Origin of the sequence: Petroclostridium xylanilyticum, from assembly GCF_002252565.1 — a bacterium.
GTDB classification, from domain to species: Bacteria; Bacillota; Clostridia; order SK-Y3; family SK-Y3; genus Petroclostridium; species Petroclostridium xylanilyticum.
Map to the genome: position 1 here is coordinate 15,085 of NZ_NPML01000013.1, position 17,195 is coordinate 32,279.

A 17,195-nucleotide genomic window follows, 5' to 3' on the forward strand; every position below is an offset into this window, starting at 1 on the left:
TAAACTTATTCGTTAGCATCAAAATAAGCATGTGTACATTTTCTCTGCAATTGTGCTTGTAGTGGGGGCATTTAATATATTTGAAGAATATTATTAACAGGCTCTAAGCCTTTTCGCAACGTTCTTTCCATAATATTCTTCAAATATAAAATAAAATATACACCCCTTGTAGTGCATAAGCTTGATTCTCTCTACAGACTTTTCAAATCATCTGCTTTACCCGTTCTACCTCCACAACTTTACATTATATTCTATTTACTGGCGTAAAATTCCTGCATTACATAAAATGCCGGTTTTCTATACTTCTTGTCCGCTGAAAGTAGGCCCTTAGTATTATAGTAGTTCTGTGTAAAGTGCAATCTTCTCGGACATCTGAAGTCGTAAAGAATCCAGGGACTTGTTCCTTTAACATAAGGTATTCTTCCCAACACATCCACCTGTTTTTTGAAAATGTCAAGCTGGCAATCTTCCGTACCTTTTTCATCCACTGTACCTCTCTGCCTAGATTTTGCATCTGCGCCAAACTCTGATATTACTACAGGCTTACCTGGTTTACTGTTATCAAAAAGTTTGATGAGATTATTGAAATCGGTCTGATACCAGCCATAATACTGGTTTGCACCGATGATATCCAGATACTCCGCAAGCCTATCGTTTATAATATGATTTACATGGTCGAGCATACATGCAGCCGACACAAGTCTCGTAGAATCCAGTTCCTTTGCCTTTTTAACAAGTGAACTCATAAATTTTAGTCTGGGTTCTGTGTCTGCATTTTCGTTTCCAACAGACCATATGATAACACTTGCCCTATTTCTATCCCTCTTAATTAACTCTGTCAATTGATTTTCTGCATCCCTGTAGGTTTCTTCATTATTAAAGTCTATCGCCCAGTAAACAGGTATCTCTTCCCAAAGCATGATTCCCATTTCATCCGCCAGTCTGGCAGCCTTTTCGGTATGGGGGTAGTGCGCCAGCCTCATATAGTTGCAGTTCATTTCCTTTGCCAGTTTGAAATTTTCACGGATTTCTTCTTCGGTCACCGCTTTTCCATTAACGACACTTTCTTCATGGGTACAGATGCCTTTTAGAAATATTTTCTTACCATTGAGGTATATATCTGTCCCTACCACCTTGATTTCACGAAATCCGATATTTTCATGTATAACATCTTTGCCGTATGAAAGTGATACATCATACAGCACCGGATTTTCAGGGCTCCACAGTTCCGGACTGGTATCTATAAAGGCAGAACCTTTACCATTGCTTATGCTGATCTCGCAATCAACGTTTAGCCGGTTGATTCTTAACCTGGCCGTACCTTCAGTAACAGGACCATCCACTGTTACTCCAGCCTGTATCTTGCTAAAATTGCTGCCGGGCATAAGCGTAATAGTGAAGTCCTTTATGAATGTTCCCGGAAGCCTTATTAACTCCACATCTCTGTACAATCCGCCATAATTAAACCAATCTGTGTTTTCACAAGGCACATTCGTTCTTTTGCGGGTATTGTTTACCACCACGATGATCCTGTTAATCTCCTTCAAACAGCTGGTAACTTCAACATAGAAAGGTGTTGAACCTCCTTTATGATATCCAAGATATTCCTTATTTAAGAATACTTTTGCATCATAATTTGCAGCCCCGAATTTTATAAAAACTCTTTCTTCCCCTTTGTTGAAATACTTGAAAGTGCGTGTATATACGATACTTCCTTCATAAAGGAATAACTTCTCCTGATGCATGTTCCAGCAGGATGGGACGTATATCTTTTCCCAATCATCAAAGCTAAAATCGATCGGATTATATCTTCCCTCCTCGTCCTGGTATTTTTCCTCATACCATTTTGCTCTGAGACAGGTATCATACTGGTCTATTCCGAAATTCCACCATCCATTCAGCAGTTCTTTATCCCTTCCGCCGTCATAAATCATCGAATCACTGGTAATTTTCTTTGATAAATATTCATCTTCATAGTTTTCGTTATGAATGCAATTAACAAAATTATCTGCCTTGTTTGTCATTTCATTCACCTCAATTTCAAATAGATTATCCTTTTAGTCCTGACATTGCAATACCTTCTACAAAGAACTTCTGTGCGCTTATAAATATAATGATTACAGGAAGCAACGAACAAACCGAAGCTGCCATAATCAGGGAATATTCAGCTGAGTACTGCGAAATGAACATTCGAATCCCCAATTGGATAGTTTTCTTTGCATTAGAGTTAATATAAATTAAAGGCCCCAGAAAATCATTCCATACAAATACAAATGTAAAAATACCTAAACTGGCCAGCGCCGGCTTTGCCAGTGGCAGCATTACCTTCAAATATATCCCAAACTCACTAAGGCCATCTATTCTTGCAGCTTCTGATAATTCATTAGGGATATTCAAATAAAATTGCCTCATAAGAAACACTCCAAACGGACTAAAAGCTTGCAACAATATAAGGGCCATATGGGTATCCGTTAAATTCAGATACTTCATTATAATGAATTGTGGAATCATAACCACCTGGAACGGCACCATCATAGTAGCAATATAACCTAAAAACAAAAGATTGCGTTCGGGAAATTCAATTTTCGCAAAGGCATAAGCCGCCAAACTGCAAGTTACAAGCTGTAACGTTGTAATGATAAACGTTAATTTAATGGTATTAAAGTAAAACAGCAACAGATCAATCTTCTGCCATATGACTATGTAATTTGACCACACAGGGTTCTCTGGAATCCAATTTATCGGAAAATCAAAAACATTCATCTCTGTTTTCAAAGAAGCAGAAAGCATCCATAAAAAAGGCAAGATCATGGTAATGGATGAAAAAACAATAATAGCGTAAAGGAAAGTTTTACCCGCAATATGATATAACTTCATTTTTGTAATACGTGACAATGTTGACGGTTTTATCGGATTTACATGAATGTTTGTTGTCATAGCCTAATCCCTCCTGACAATTTAAATTAATTGGTATAATTGACCCACTTTTCCTGAAAACGAAACTGAATAAACGTAATAATAAATATAATCAAAAAAAGAATAAGTGCCATTGCAGAAGCATAGCCAAATTTAAAGTTAATAAATGCCTGAGAATATATTTGATAAACTAAAACAGAAGTAGCTCTACCAGGTCCCCCTTCTGTCATGATGTAAATCTGGTCAAATACCTTAAAGGAATTGATTAAGCACATAATGACAACAAAAAACATTGTAGGACTCAGCATAGGAAGCGTAATACTCCAAAATTTCTCCCATGCATTTGCCCCATCGATAGTGGCAGCCTCATAGAGCTGATTTGAAATAGATTTTAAACCTGATAAGAACATCACCATGTAATATCCGGCCGATTTCCATACGCTCATGATAATTACGGCCGGCATAGCCCATTGAACCGAGGCCGTCCACCGCGGAGGATCATTGATTCCCATGGTTTTTAAGAACATGTTGATGGGTCCGAAATCTGCATTATATAAAAATTGCCACACCACCGAAATAGCTACTATAGAAGCAACATGCGGAAAAAAATGAATGGCACGAAAAACTGTAATCCCTTTCACTCCGTTGTTCAGGGCAACTGCTAATGCAAGTGCTACAATAATGGTTAAAGGTACCGTGGTGAAAGTATAACAAATAGTGTTCCAAAAGGAAATAATAAAGCTACTGTCCTTAAACATGAGTTCAAAATTTTTCAGTCCTATAAATTTTGCAGGATTGGCACTATCCCATTGCATAAAGCTTAAAACAAAAGCTGCCAATACAGGAATAAAAGTAAAGATAAAAAAACCAATAAAATTTGGAAGAAGAAAGCAGTATGCAGTAATTCTATTTCGTTGTATGATTGCTTTTCCTTTTTTAGATTTTGACTTTTTTTCTGTCATTTTGATTCTCCTTTATCCCCAATATATTCTCAATGCCCTGCAGCAAAACGCAGGACATTGAGAAGCCATAAACTTTTATTTATTTTGCTCCATAATTTCTTTTCTTCTCTTTTCCATATCGGCTATCGCAGCATCAACCGTTTTATTTCCAGTTGCTACCATTTGAATTTCTTCATCTACCATTTTTCCTAATAGCCCACTAAGTTTATGTGCAGGCCACTCTAAATATATATTATTTGTTTTTAATGCATCCTGACCCTCTTTCGGAAAATCGGGGTTTTCATTGAATATTTTCATAACTTCTTCATCCATGTATCCAGGAATCAAAAGATTTTTCGCAAGTATTTTTGCCCCTTCTTTACCTCCTATAAATTTCGCAAGTTTCCAGGCTGCATCTTTATGCTTGGTTTTGGAATTAATTACAACAGGAGTGGTTAAACCAATAGTAGCGTCATTACTCCCTTCCCAAACTGGCATTTGAACTATGCCCCAATTTATATTGTGCTTACCATCTTGTTTATCTTTTACCAGTGCATTGATAAACCATGTGCCCATGTATAGCATACCAACGTTGCCTTTCTCAAAAATTCCTCTATAGTGAGCCCCCATAGATTTGTTGGTTGCATAGTCAGCAGCAGATTTATCTTTTAATTGTATATCACAAAGCAGCTCCAGACCATCCTTCAACATACTGTAACTGCCTTCCACCATGTTGCCCGCCCCTTTTTGTAAGCCCATCAAAAAGTACGCGCTAGCCCAGGTCTGAATATATGAACCATAAATCTTATTGTTTCCTTCACCTGAAGTCAATTTTTTAGATGTTTCTTTAAAATCATTCCAAGTCCAGTCATTAGTCGGATAAGCAATTTTTGCCTGGTCAAATAAGTCTTTATTATAGAATAACAGCCAATAATCACTCCGATATGGTAATCCGTAAAGTTTACCATCAATTTTAAGTTTCTCCATCATACTGCCATATGGCTCTAAGTTCAAATTATCCTTTGCAACTAGTTCATCGATAGGCATTATCTGATTTTTCAGAACCATACCGGCAAAACTTGAAGGGTCCTTTGCATAGAATACATCAATAGCTTCCCCTCCGGCTAGCATGACGGTTAATTTATCTGCATATTCTTTTGCAGCAATATCCAACACTTCAATACCTATATCTGGATTCATCTTCTTAAAAGTCTCAATAATCTCCTTGTCATACCCTGATGTTTCATAGTCCCAACAAGAAAATTTTAGTTTTACCTGTTCTTTCTCCTCTGGTTGTGCTTTAGATTCTTTTTTTTCTGTGTTCGCCGCAGACTGCGTCTGTTCTACTTTTTTTCCACATCCTGCAAAGAATGTGACAACCATTAAGAACGTGAGTAATAATGCTATACGTTTTTTTGCATTTTCCATATTTATTCCTCCTACACATTAATTTGTTCTACATTTTTATGATAGCTTTTTTTTAATGGGTTTAAAATGGAGGATTATTGTATTTGTTGCATTTCCATTGGTAAATTTGCATCGTTATTTAGCTATAATTATTGTTGAAATTAATCGTAAATGAAAATTATAAATATTATTGTATTATCCCCAGATTTATTGCATTTTTACTGAATTCTTAAATTCCCCTGGACTCATTCCGGTTATTTTTTTGAAAATTCTATTAAAATAGTATGTATTCTCATATCCCACCTTCAAGCCAACTTCATATACTTTATATTGAGTTGTCTGTAGCAGTACTTTGGCCTTTTCAATTCTCATTTGAGTAAGATATTCCGAATAGCTTTTACCGATGTACTGTTTAAGCAATGTGCTAAAATAGGAAGGGTTTAAATTGACCTCATTTGCTACCTCTTTAAGTGAAATATCTTCATTATAGTGTTCTTCAATATATTTTTTCGCCTTTACAATAATACGTGGATAGTCCATTTCCTCCTCTTTTTTTATATAACATATCAAATCCTCCATCACCATACGGATCCATTCTTTAGCCTCTTTAATACTTTTTATGTATAAAAGTTGATGGTAAGAACGGTAGCTTCTGTTCATTATATCCATAATATTTAGTTGGTTTGTTTCACAAAACTCTGATATCATGTAAAGAAGTTCCAGCATTACATTAAAAACAGACTGCGGACTTAAAGGCAATGTAAAAATATCTTTAAGAATTCTTGCAGATAATTCTTCTATCTCATCTTTACTATAAAAAGCTAATGCTCTGTGCAATCTCTCCTTCATATTCAATATAGAAATTTCGTCTTTTTGGAATCCACATTCCTTTACATCGTTCCATAGAATAATCCCCTTATCTCCCTTGAAAAACCGGTATTTTACGGCATCTGTTGCCTGATAATAGGCCTCGCGTATTCCCTTTATTGTTCTTTCACCTTCACCCACCCCAAATACCGCAGTTATATCCAAATACTGTTTCAACATTTCAATTAGCCGCTGTGCTACTGTCATAATAAGCTTCTCACTAATTTCTACGTTACCATTTTTTGAAGAAACAAGAATATAGAACTCACTGGGTTTTCCTTCAAAACAGTATCCATTTAGGGAATCGTTCACGATTTCTTCGGTGATGTTTATGATTGAACAATTCAATACATGTAATTCATCATCCGATACTTCTTCAAACCGGTGCATTTCTCCAATCTTCATCATCATACAATAAACATGTTGCGCATTTAATTGAATATTCAAGAATTCCATGGATTGCCTTAATTCTTCTTCATCTGTATAAAAACCGCTTAAAATATCTCTTAAAAAGTTCCTTCGCATTACATGCAGGTTTTTCCTTACATGACGGTCAAAACTCATCTTTTTATCTTCATTTTCATTTTCTTCTTTAATCCTGGCACGTACTTTTTCCAATATCCTGATCAGATGTTCAGGCTCCATTTCCAGCTTAAGTATATAGTCCTCTGCTCCCAGCTTCATAGCTTCCTTTACCAGCTGAAAATCATCATAACTGCTTAAAGCAATTACCTTGGGACTTTTGGTCAACAGCATAATCTGCCTCATCAGCTCTATTCCATCCATGACCGGCATTCTGATATCTGTAATGACAATGTCAGGGTGGGTGTCATAAATTATTTCCAATGCCTTTTTGCCGTCGCTTGCTTCCCCGATAAGCTCAAATCCATTTTCTTCCCAATTAATCATAGATTTAAGACCAACCCGTACAACTGCTTCATCATCAACAATCAATATTTTCAATGTTGTCATCCTCACTTTCACAAAATACTACTGGCAATCTTACAGTTACTTTTGTATACTTATCTTCTATACTCTCGAAAAGCAGACCATATTGCTCTCCATACATCAGTTTTATACGTTGATGAATATTACTTAGTCCTATACCTTTAATACCTCTGCCACTTCCACTGTCATTGTCTTTTTCCAAAATAGACGTTATTTTTTCTTTACTGATCCCCACACCGTCGTCCCATATTTCCAACTTAAGATCTCCGCCGTCTTTTTGGACTGATAGCAGTATATTACCGGTTCCATTCTTAGGTTCAATTCCATGAAATATTGAATTTTCTACAATTGGCTGTAAAATAAATTTTGGCACTAAACATCTTTGTAAATTCTCGTCCTGTAACTTTTTTTCAAAATTAACCTTGCCTTTGTAACGAATTTTCTGGATATGTATATAATCTTCTAGAATATCTAATTCCTCACTAAGAGTAATTTTTTCATTCATATCCCCCAAAACAGCTTTGAGAAGCCTTCCCAAGCAACCCACCATTTTTTTTATTCCTTGTGCCCCCTGCATTGCAGCCATCCATTTTATAGAATTTAACGTATTATACAAAAAGTGTGGATTTATCTGGTTTTGAAGCATTTTTATTTCGACTTCTCGCTTTTCCTTTTCTTTTCGAAGGCTTTGATGAATAAGATTTTGTATATCTGTCGCCATCTTGGTAATACTTTTGCCTAACTCACTTATTTCATTACTACTATTTAAAGTGATTGAATAATTAAAATTTCCTTTGGCAATCTCATTGACCTGTCTTACCAGAATCTGGATTGGTCTTGTGAAATTACCGGACAAGTAAAATGAAAGAAATCCACTTATCAGCATTGTGCCCACAATAAGCAGGATAGTTGTATTTGCAACAATTCTTAGCTGCTCTTCAATCTGAAACATAGGAACAACTTCTATAATTCTCCAACCTGTCTTGTAAGATATTTTATGTACGATAAGACTCTTCTTTCCATCAGTATCTATTTCAAAAAAATATGAATTATCCTTTAACATTTTAGCAAACATTTCAGTATTTTTTATATTACTAGCAACCAAGTTTATCTGATTACTAAACAGAACATTGCCCTCCTCGTCAATCAAATAAAATTTTTCTCCATTTTCTAGAGGTATTCCTTTATAACAGTCCTCAAAAAATTTCTGCCTAAAAAACAAAATAGAACATCCGAGATTCTTGCCACTATTTATATCTAAAATTTGTCGGTATAAAAGAATGACATATTTATTATCCGAAATATTTGTATAGTTCTTAAAGATACCACCCCATACAACCTTACCGTTGGCCTGTTCTCCTTTTCTAAACCACTCCTCCTGTTTCAAATCGTTTATATCAATCAAGTAGGCATCAAGACCATTTCTTAAGTCAAGTGAATTATTCCCAAGAATAAAAAATGAAGAAATATAACTTGTAACCGGAAGATACTTGAATTGTTTTTCTATACTTTCAATCACTTGCTTCTTTTCTTGATCATAATTATCTACTTCTGTAGGATTTCTTTTAAGTAATTTCATAATATCCTTATCTACATATATCCAATCTGTCAATTGATTGGCTTGTTCAACATGATTCTCAATATTGTTCATGATTTGAGAAATAATCTTATAGTGGCTATCACCCACACTTTTTTTCACTGCACTCTTTGAAGTAATATAATAATAGATGCTAATTATACTGGTAGGTATAAAAGCGATTAAAATAAAATATATTAAAAGTTGGTCTTTTAACGATAATCCGGGTCTTAAATGTATTTTTTTCATACTGCTGCACCCCATAAATTAAGAATAAAAGCACTGCGCTTTTATGATTGTTACCTTTATATTTATATAAAACAAAGGAATTTTACACTTCTATTATACTCTGTACTTGGTTTTGCTGCAACAACTCAATATCAGCGGCTCAAAAACTATAAAATTTATTCTGCTGTTAAAAACACCGTTAACACCTTCTTTGGGTTAGATGATGCTGCGCAATAAACTTGTAAACTGGTATTTACTTTTTTAACTTTTATGATTATTTATACTTGCTCTGGGTATAAATAATACCGAAATAAAATTTCATTACTGAATGGAGGCATAATTATGGAAAGATTAGTCGGAAAAGCAGCTCCCGATTTTTCAATGAAAACCGCTTTGGGAGATGGACAGGGATTTGGAGAGGTAAGCTTGCAAAGCTATAAGGGGAAATGGCTTGTAATGTTTTTCTATCCATTAGACTTTACCTTTGTCTGCCCGACGGAGATTACCGGATACAGTAAAAGATACAATGATTTTAAAAATGCCGGTGCCGATGTATTAGCTGTAAGTACTGACAGCCAGTATTCCCATCAGGCATGGATTAACCTGGATCCAAGTAAAGGCGGGCTTGGCAAATTGAACTTCCCAATTGCATCCGACCTTACAAAATCCGTTTCAAAAGACTATGGCGTTTTGATTGAAGAAGAAGGAATTGCTTTAAGAGGATTATTTATCATTGACCCTCAAGGAATTTTAAGGTATTCGGTGATTCATGACCTTAATGTTGGAAGAAGTGTAGATGAAACGCTTCGCGTGCTGCATGCACTCCAGACTGGTGGATTATGTCCGGTCGACTGGAAACCGGGAGAAAAAACACTATAAAAATACACAAACATAGGGCGGATACGCAGATCCGCCCCTATTAAATATTATTAAATGTATCGTACAGGATGAGTAGTATCATGTATTAGTCACTAATTTTGAATCTCCATACAACACTTTGAAAATCACCTTTTAATTCAGGAATATTGAGTCCAATAAACATAAGTTCATCTCCACCATAAATTTTATCGGTATCCATTAACCTGTAATTTATAACAGGATTTAATCCTTTCAACCGTAACTTTTTCATCGGTGGATTTGGTTGAGCCAGTATATTAAAGTAAGCAACCAAAGCCTCCGTTTGATCTTCCGAGACAAACATCCATGCCGCTTCATTTCCTTCAAAAGGACTTATAAGACGATAAAATTCACCAAACTGGACAAGGTGTCTGATATCTTTATAGTAAGCAACCTGTTTTTTCACAATTCCTTTTTCTTCTTCGGTTAACTTTGTAAGGTCAAGTTCATAACCAAAATTTCCTGACATCGCTACATTTCCACGCATCTCCAGAGAAGTATTACGGTGCACCTGATGGTTGGGAACAGCGGAAACATGGGCACCCATGGTACTAACAGGGTAAACGATACTGGTACCATACTGGATATACAGCCTGGATACCGCATCAGTATTATCGCTGGTCCACGTCTGCGGCATATAATATAAGATGCCGGGATCAAACCTTCCTCCTCCGCCGGAGCAACTTTCAAATAAGATGTGTGGAAAGGCCCTGGTAATCTCGTCCATAATCCTGTAAAGCCCCAAGACATATCTGTGGGCTGTTTCCCTCTGTTTTTCAGCCGGCAGACTGGCCGAACCTATTTCTGTCAAATGCCGGTTCATATCCCATTTTACATAAGTAATCGGGGCACTCGAAAGAATATCGGAAACCATTTTGATGATGGCGTCGCATACTTCCTTACGCGACAGGTCCAGGACCAATTGGTTCCTTCCTTCGGAACAGGGCCTATTGGGGACATGCAGGCACCAATCCGGATGTGCCCGATACAAATCACTATCTGCTGAAATCATCTCTGGTTCAAACCACAAGCCAAACTGCATCCCCATATCATTTACCTTTTTTACGATATCTTCCAATCCCTCCGGGAACTTTTTCCTGTTAACAAACCAATCGCCCAATGAACAGTTATCACGATCCCTTTTACCAAACCATCCATCATCCAGAACAAAAAGTTCTATGCCCAATTCCTTTGCACTCTTTGCGATACTTTCAATTTTTTCGGCATTAAAATCAAAATATGTCGCTTCCCAGTTATTGATAAGGATAGGTCTTACCCTGTCCCTGTATTGTCCACGGCAGAGCCTGGTCCTGTATAGTTTATGATAGGTCCTGGACATCTTTCCTATACCGCTGTCCGAATAAACAAGTACAACTTCCGGTGTCTGAAATTCTTCACCCGGTCCCAGTATCCATGTAAAATCAAACGGATTAATACCTATTGAAACACGCGTATTATCATACTGGTCAACTTCAGCCTGAGCAAGAAAATTCCCGCTATAGACCAGATTGAAACCATAAGCCTCTCCATAGTCCTCATTGGTATCTCTGCGTAAAAGTGCTATAAAAGGATTTTGTTGATGACTGCTGGTCCCCCTGCGGCTTTCAACCGATTGGCTGCCCGATACCAGTGGACGCCTTTTAATATGCCTTTCCCTGGCCCATGCTCCTGAAAGCTGCATGAAATCAAAATTCGCATCTGAAAAATCAACACTCATGCTTAAAGCACGAAGGATTTTTAATGGTTGGTTTCCTTTGTTCATAAAAAGTACTGATCTGGTAATTGCATTAAATTGTTCATAAACTGTATAGGATAGTATCACCTCCAGGCCGGTTACCGTATCAACCAATTCCAACTGCAATGTTTCCGCTTCATCCTCACTTTCAATATAAGTAGCCGGAAGACCCTTTAATTGCGGTTTGCCTTTTAAAATTTTATGGGATTTGTACCTTAAATCCGAAATTGTAGAGCCATTCTCAAGTTGTATCTGGTATGCGGGACTACGGAAATCCGTATTCCCATATGCCGGATATTCCTGCGGAAGGGTATCCAAAGACAAGCTGAGGTCGTATGGATACGGATTAGGAGAAAAAGCCCTCTCTTTAAATTGTAATAGATGAGACAAATTGGATGTTTTTACCTTTTTCCCCCAATAAAGGTGAGCAACATAGCCCCGTTCCAAGACCTGCAAAACATAACTTGTATCTTTGGCCTGTAAATGAAAGATTCTATTCGACTCATTATAAATAATGCTCATAATCTCCTCCTGTTTTAAGTATTGATTTTACTTTTTCATATTATAATTGCCCAGGACAACCTCCCAGGCAATTATTTGAGACTATTTATTTTGCGCTCTCAACCGGTCAAATTCTTTTTTCATATTTTGAGAATATTGTTGCGGTGTGATTGCACCGGCGAGCAAATCCTGGCCGTTTTTGCACATAACATCCCACATGCCGCTGGGAAGATATGCACGGTCAAAATACGGGAAAATACGTAAATTACGATATTTCTCATAATAAGGGGTTAATTCACCTAGATCTTCATTTGCACCCGTAAGGCCGGCAGGAACTCGGTTAACTTCGGCAACTTTTCTGATATTCTCGGGCCGCGCCAGAAAAGCAACATATTTTTTGGCAACTTCTATATTGGGAGAATCTTTCCATACTCCAAATGTTGTCCTCTCTCCTCCCACAAAGGTCGGCTCATCTCCTTCCACCATAGCCGGAATGGGCATGATGCCGGCCTTCAGATCCGGATTGATTTTCTTTGCCTCACCGATGATGGTAGGATTGCTGACACCTGCAAATGCAACTTTGCCTGCCGCAAATGCTGCGATTGCATCGGAACTTCTCGCCGTTAACACATCCTTATTAATTAGTCCTTTGTTTTTAAGTTCCAAAAGTTTTTCAGATAATAAGTCATATTTAGACCAGTCAAACGTACCATCCAGAATTTCCTGCGCATAATTATTTTCCGGGCTGATTAAAAGAGGAGTCGAATACAAATCATAAAAGTTGCCAATCCCGCCGGGATTCCCTCCATCAATATACATTGGAATAATTGTCCCGTTGCTTTTTTCTTTGATTGCTTCACAAGCGGCAATCAATTGGTCAAACGTAGCCGGTACTTTTATTCCGTATTTTTCCAAAATTTCTACGTTGAAGATTGGGCCTGTCCTATCCTCATCCATGGGCAAGACATACAATTTTCCGTTTTTATCCGTTACAATGGGCCTAATGGAGTCTTTAACCCTCGGCGCCCATTCTTCGTGGCTCAAGTCGGCTAAAAATGCCCCGTAACGCCTGACTGCCCATCCGTGCGTCCCAAATACGTCAGGCATATCGCGGGATGCCATTTTTATTTTCATGATATTTTCATATTCCGTCGTGCTTGCATTGAAATCTACTATAATATCGGGATTCTCGTTTTTAAAATTCGCGGTAATTTCTTCTATAACACCTTCTACAGTCATCCCTTTTGGATAATAAATACTGATTCTTACTCCCGAATCTTTTTTGGCTTCTTCCACATGTTTTAATTGTACATTGCCATTACAACCGGTAAGCATTATGCCAGACACAAGCAGGGCGCCTAAAACTGCCAGCTTTTTATGATTTCTCATCGAAATCAACTCCCCCGGGATTATTTTATTTTTTATATTACATTACGCTTTTGTCCCTGTCAAGGCAATTCCCTGCACAAATTGTTTCTGGAAAATAACAAACACTAAAATCATTGGCCATATGGCAATAACGGAACCTGCCATGAGGACCGGGTAATCGGTAGAGTACTGGCCCACAAGGGAAGCCAATCCTGAAGCCAGTGTCATTTTTTGCATGGAAATATTGACAATCAAAGGCCACATAAGGTCTTTCCATGCAAATAGTGCAGTAAAAATTCCAAGAGCAACTAATCCAGACTTGGCAAGGGGAAGCATTACATTCCAGTAAATTCGCCAGTGGTTGCATCCGTCGATCACCGCCGCCTCCTCCAGGTCATTGGGTATGCCCATAAAAAACTGCCTTAAAAGAAAAGTTCCGAAAGCACTTACAATACCGGGTGCGATTAAAGCCTTGACGGTGTTTAGCCAGCCCAACTTTGCCATTAACATATATTGGGGAACAATAAATATTTGTCCCGGTACCATAAGCTGCATTAAAACCAATATAAAAAGCAAATTTTTACCGGGAAACCGAATCCTGGCAAAAGCATAGGCCGCCATAGTACTAAACAAGGACACTCCCAGTACCCTTACCCCTATCATTACAATGGTATTGTAGTAGAAGGCAGCGAAAGGCAATATTGCCACTGCTTTTGAATAATTTTGCCATACGGGTACTTTAGGAAAAATTATTGGAGGAATAACCGTAGCTTCACCAAAAGATTTAATAGAAGTAAGCACCATCCATATAAAGGGTGTAACCATCAATACCGAAAATATGATTAAAACTGTATGAATAATTCCTATATTGATTTTAGCGTTTCTTTGCACAAAACCACCTCCTGTATCATCACTGGTAATGGACCCATTTCTTCTGCATCTTTAGCTGTATCGCTGTAATTAACAAGATAATTACAAGAAGCACCACTACAATTGCTGAGGCATAACCCTTTTCGTTCATTTGAAATCCGTACTTGTAAAACAGGTATGCCATGGATTGCACGTCTTCCAGCACAGGACTTTTCTTTTCAAACATCATGAAAATGGTATCAAATACCTGCAGTGAAGATGTCAAGGACAATACTACAACAAAAAACAGGGTTGGCGATACAAGTGGAATGGTAATCCTGAAAAATTTATAGAGAGGTCCGGCTCCGTCAATATCCGCTGCTTCATAGAAGGTTTTTGGTATTTCTTGAAGTCCTGATAGCAAAATAACCATATAATAGCCTGCCATGCTCCAAATACCCACAATAATAACAGAAATAATTGCAAATTTAGGACTTGTCAGCCACTGAATTTTATTTATTCCTACAAGAGATAATACGTAATTTAACAATCCGTAGTCGGTAATAAACAGCATTTTCCAAACCATGGCAATGGCTGCCGGTGTAGAAACCACAGGAAGAAAGTAAATAGTCCTGTAAATAGTCTTTCCCTTTATATTGGCATTTAGCAAGACTGCCAGCACCAAAGAAAGAAATACGCCAAAAGGCACAACACCTATGGTATAGACGAATGTGTTGTACATTGACTTGAGGAAAACTGTGTCATGAAATAATTTTACGTAATTTCCCATTCCAATCCATTTCGTCCTTCCAAAGTCGCCATATTTGGTGAAACTGAGATAAATAGTCTGGAAAATGGGCCAAATATTCAGGATAATAAGTCCCGCCATTGTGGGAAAAACCATAAAATAAGCCCAGGCGTAGTCGTTGAGCTTTTTTTTCATCATGGCACTGCTTTTTTTCTGTTGTTGAATAACTGCCGTACTTGTATTGATTTGCTGATTTACCATACCTACACCTCACATAAAATTGAAAATATGGGATGCATTTAATTTAGTTGAAAATATATTTTGCCTAGGTGAGCAGCAACATGTATTCCATGTTTTGCCATCAGCTTATATTATTATTCATGCGGACAAAGGCGCATTGTTTCACCCGCAGAGTTTCGAGGTAAAGAACGGGTTTCACAATTGCGCACCTTTGTCTACGGCTCTTTGCGCAAGCTTTAAATTCCGCCTCTTAGGATTCAAACTATTTTCACATTATTCTTCAACTAAAAAATATACACCCCTTTTCGACAAATTCCTACTCTTCTGCCAGATATTCGTCCATCTTTTGAGCAAGCTGTTTGCCGCCTTCTTCAGCAGACAGTTCCTTTGTCCAAACTTTTTTCAGTATGTCATTTTCTGCTTCCTGCCACTTCGGTCTAGTCTTTGAGTTGGGGTAAATTACACCATACTCAAGCTGGTCAACATAAATCTTCAAGTTAAAGTCTTTGTTAAACTCTATCCATGGCTGCTGGGTGCCCTTAAATGCCGGAATAGCAGACCCGTGCTGTGCTTGGATGAGGTTTGCCTCCTTTGTAGCCAAGAAACTTAGGAATTTCCATACTGCTTCCGGATTTTTGGTATTTGCAGCACCGGCATTTCCAAGACCGTTATATATGGTTGCCCGCTGTTTTCCTTTGGGAAGAACGGTTACATCACAATTTTTTCTTACATATTCGGTATTTTTCATGTCGGTTACCATCCATGAGCCCATCTGGATCATAGCCAGTTTACCAGATTTGAACATATCTGTTGCTCCGGTATCGGCAAACTGCTCTAGTGTAGGAGATACTTTGTGTACATGAATTAAATCTGTCCACCACTTGATTGCTTCTATGGTTTCAGGCTTGTCATATCCTGATTTTTTCTTATCCTTTGAGATAACTTCTCCGCCGTTCTGATAAACTGCGTTATAGAAGCCTTCCTGGTTGTTATCAGGCTGTGTTGCAGCAAATCCGTAGATGCCTTTTGCAGGGTCGGTCAATTTCTTTGCCGCTTCCAAAAGCTTATCCCAATCCCAGGTTTCATCCGGATACGGTATTTTGGCATTATCAAACATTGTTTTGTTGTACCAGAGGCCGATGGTGTCGAAATCTTTTGGAATGGCCAACAACTCTCCATCGTATTCGTATGTCTTAACAAGGTCTTCGGGGAAGTTTTCCAGTTTTACTTCCGAGCTGGATTTTATTTTGTCACTGAGAGGCATCAGCATTTTAGCATCTGCATATTTCTTGAATTGTGCGACATGCATCCAGAATACGTCAGGCAGTGCACCACCGGTTGCTGCCGCCTCAAGCTTTGTCCAGTACTGATCCCATGGGGTAACTTCAACTTTTACCTTGATACCAGGGTTCAGTTCTTCAAATTTGTCTGCCATTGCCCTCATGCCGGGTTCCTGGTTCTTATCCCATATTGCATAGGTAATGGTTGTTACTTTTCCTGAATCTTTTTGGGCAGAATCGTTTTTTGTTTCGGCAGCACCCTGGTTTTGCCCGTCCTGAGCGTTTTCACTGCTGCTCTTACCACATCCTGCCAAACTCATCACAATTAAAAGTGTACACATCAATACTGCAATTATTCTTTTGGTTTTTTTCCTCATTTGAAATTTGCCTCCTTGACTTTTATTATTTTATTTGCAGCTATATTTGAATTATAACATGGACTCCGGCATGTTCATATGACACAAAACTATAATAGCAGCGCTCATTTCTATACAAAGTGCATAAAATTTTTACACCACTTGTCGTTTTTCTGTTAACTTGTTATAATACTTATTAAATTTATATTAACTTTTGTATTTTGAACGTGTATAGAAATTATAACAAAGTTTATTATGGAATATATATAAATAACACTAAGTATGTTACATTATTGTTATTTAGTTCACGGTTCACAGTTCTCAGTTCACAGAAATTA

Annotated in this window: 12 protein-coding genes; 1 reads left to right on the top strand and 11 read right to left on the bottom strand. The window is 37.6% G+C overall.

Features of this window, described 5'->3' with window-relative positions:
* Positions 1 to 251: 251 nt before the first annotated feature.
* From CIB29_RS07835 to CIB29_RS07860, 6 genes are all read right to left on the bottom strand, one after another.
* Entirely contained in the window at positions 252 to 2,024 is a 1,773-nt protein-coding gene (locus tag CIB29_RS07835) for a glycoside hydrolase family 2 protein (RefSeq protein WP_094548483.1), read from the bottom strand.
* 25 nt (positions 2,025 to 2,049) lie between these two features.
* Positions 2,050 to 2,937, bottom strand: coding sequence for a carbohydrate ABC transporter permease (locus tag CIB29_RS07840; RefSeq protein ID WP_423241295.1), 888 nt, complete (start codon positions 2,935 to 2,937; stop codon positions 2,050 to 2,052).
* Between the two features lie 26 nt (positions 2,938 to 2,963).
* Positions 2,964 to 3,878, bottom strand: a complete 915-nt coding sequence (locus CIB29_RS07845; protein WP_094548485.1) for a carbohydrate ABC transporter permease — start codon at positions 3,876 to 3,878, stop codon at positions 2,964 to 2,966.
* A 75-nt stretch (positions 3,879 to 3,953) separates the two neighbouring features.
* Positions 3,954 to 5,285, bottom strand: a complete 1,332-nt coding sequence (locus CIB29_RS07850; RefSeq protein ID WP_094548487.1) for an ABC transporter substrate-binding protein — start codon at positions 5,283 to 5,285, stop codon at positions 3,954 to 3,956.
* A gap of 186 nt (positions 5,286 to 5,471) precedes the next feature.
* The gene (locus CIB29_RS07855) at positions 5,472 to 7,094 is read right to left on the bottom strand and encodes a response regulator transcription factor (RefSeq protein ID WP_198543803.1); all 1,623 of its coding nucleotides are present in this window, start codon (positions 7,092 to 7,094) and stop codon (positions 5,472 to 5,474) included.
* On the bottom strand, positions 7,075 to 8,904 hold the full coding sequence (locus CIB29_RS07860) for a cache domain-containing sensor histidine kinase (RefSeq protein ID WP_198543804.1): 1,830 nt from the start codon (positions 8,902 to 8,904) through the stop codon (positions 7,075 to 7,077). Before CIB29_RS07860 ends, CIB29_RS07855 begins: the two co-directional genes overlap by 20 nt.
* Before the next feature lie 321 nt (positions 8,905 to 9,225).
* On the opposite strand from CIB29_RS07860, the gene CIB29_RS07865 reads away from it, so the two are divergent.
* The gene (locus tag CIB29_RS07865; RefSeq protein ID WP_094548493.1) at positions 9,226 to 9,762 is read left to right on the top strand and encodes a redoxin domain-containing protein; all 537 of its coding nucleotides are present in this window, start codon (positions 9,226 to 9,228) and stop codon (positions 9,760 to 9,762) included.
* 85 nt (positions 9,763 to 9,847) lie between these two features.
* Here the strand turns inward: CIB29_RS07865 and CIB29_RS07870 are convergent, their stop codons facing one another.
* From CIB29_RS07870 to CIB29_RS07890, 5 genes are all read right to left on the bottom strand, one after another.
* A complete protein-coding gene (locus CIB29_RS07870) occupies positions 9,848 to 12,037 on the bottom strand; it encodes an alpha-galactosidase (RefSeq protein ID WP_094548495.1) in 2,190 nt (729 codons plus the stop codon).
* 81 nt (positions 12,038 to 12,118) lie between these two features.
* On the bottom strand, positions 12,119 to 13,405 hold the full coding sequence (locus tag CIB29_RS07875) for an ABC transporter substrate-binding protein (RefSeq protein ID WP_094548497.1): 1,287 nt from the start codon (positions 13,403 to 13,405) through the stop codon (positions 12,119 to 12,121).
* A 42-nt stretch (positions 13,406 to 13,447) separates the two neighbouring features.
* Positions 13,448 to 14,275, bottom strand: coding sequence for a carbohydrate ABC transporter permease (locus tag CIB29_RS07880; RefSeq protein WP_242965108.1), 828 nt, complete (start codon positions 14,273 to 14,275; stop codon positions 13,448 to 13,450).
* Positions 14,276 to 14,294: 19 nt separating this feature from the next.
* Positions 14,295 to 15,242: a carbohydrate ABC transporter permease gene (locus CIB29_RS07885; RefSeq protein WP_094548499.1), complete on the bottom strand. Its 948-nt coding sequence runs from the start codon at positions 15,240 to 15,242 to the stop codon at positions 14,295 to 14,297.
* A gap of 295 nt (positions 15,243 to 15,537) precedes the next feature.
* Complete coding sequence (locus CIB29_RS07890) at positions 15,538 to 16,878, bottom strand: ABC transporter substrate-binding protein (protein WP_094548501.1); 1,341 nt, start codon at positions 16,876 to 16,878, stop codon at positions 15,538 to 15,540.
* Positions 16,879 to 17,195 lie beyond the last annotated feature (317 nt).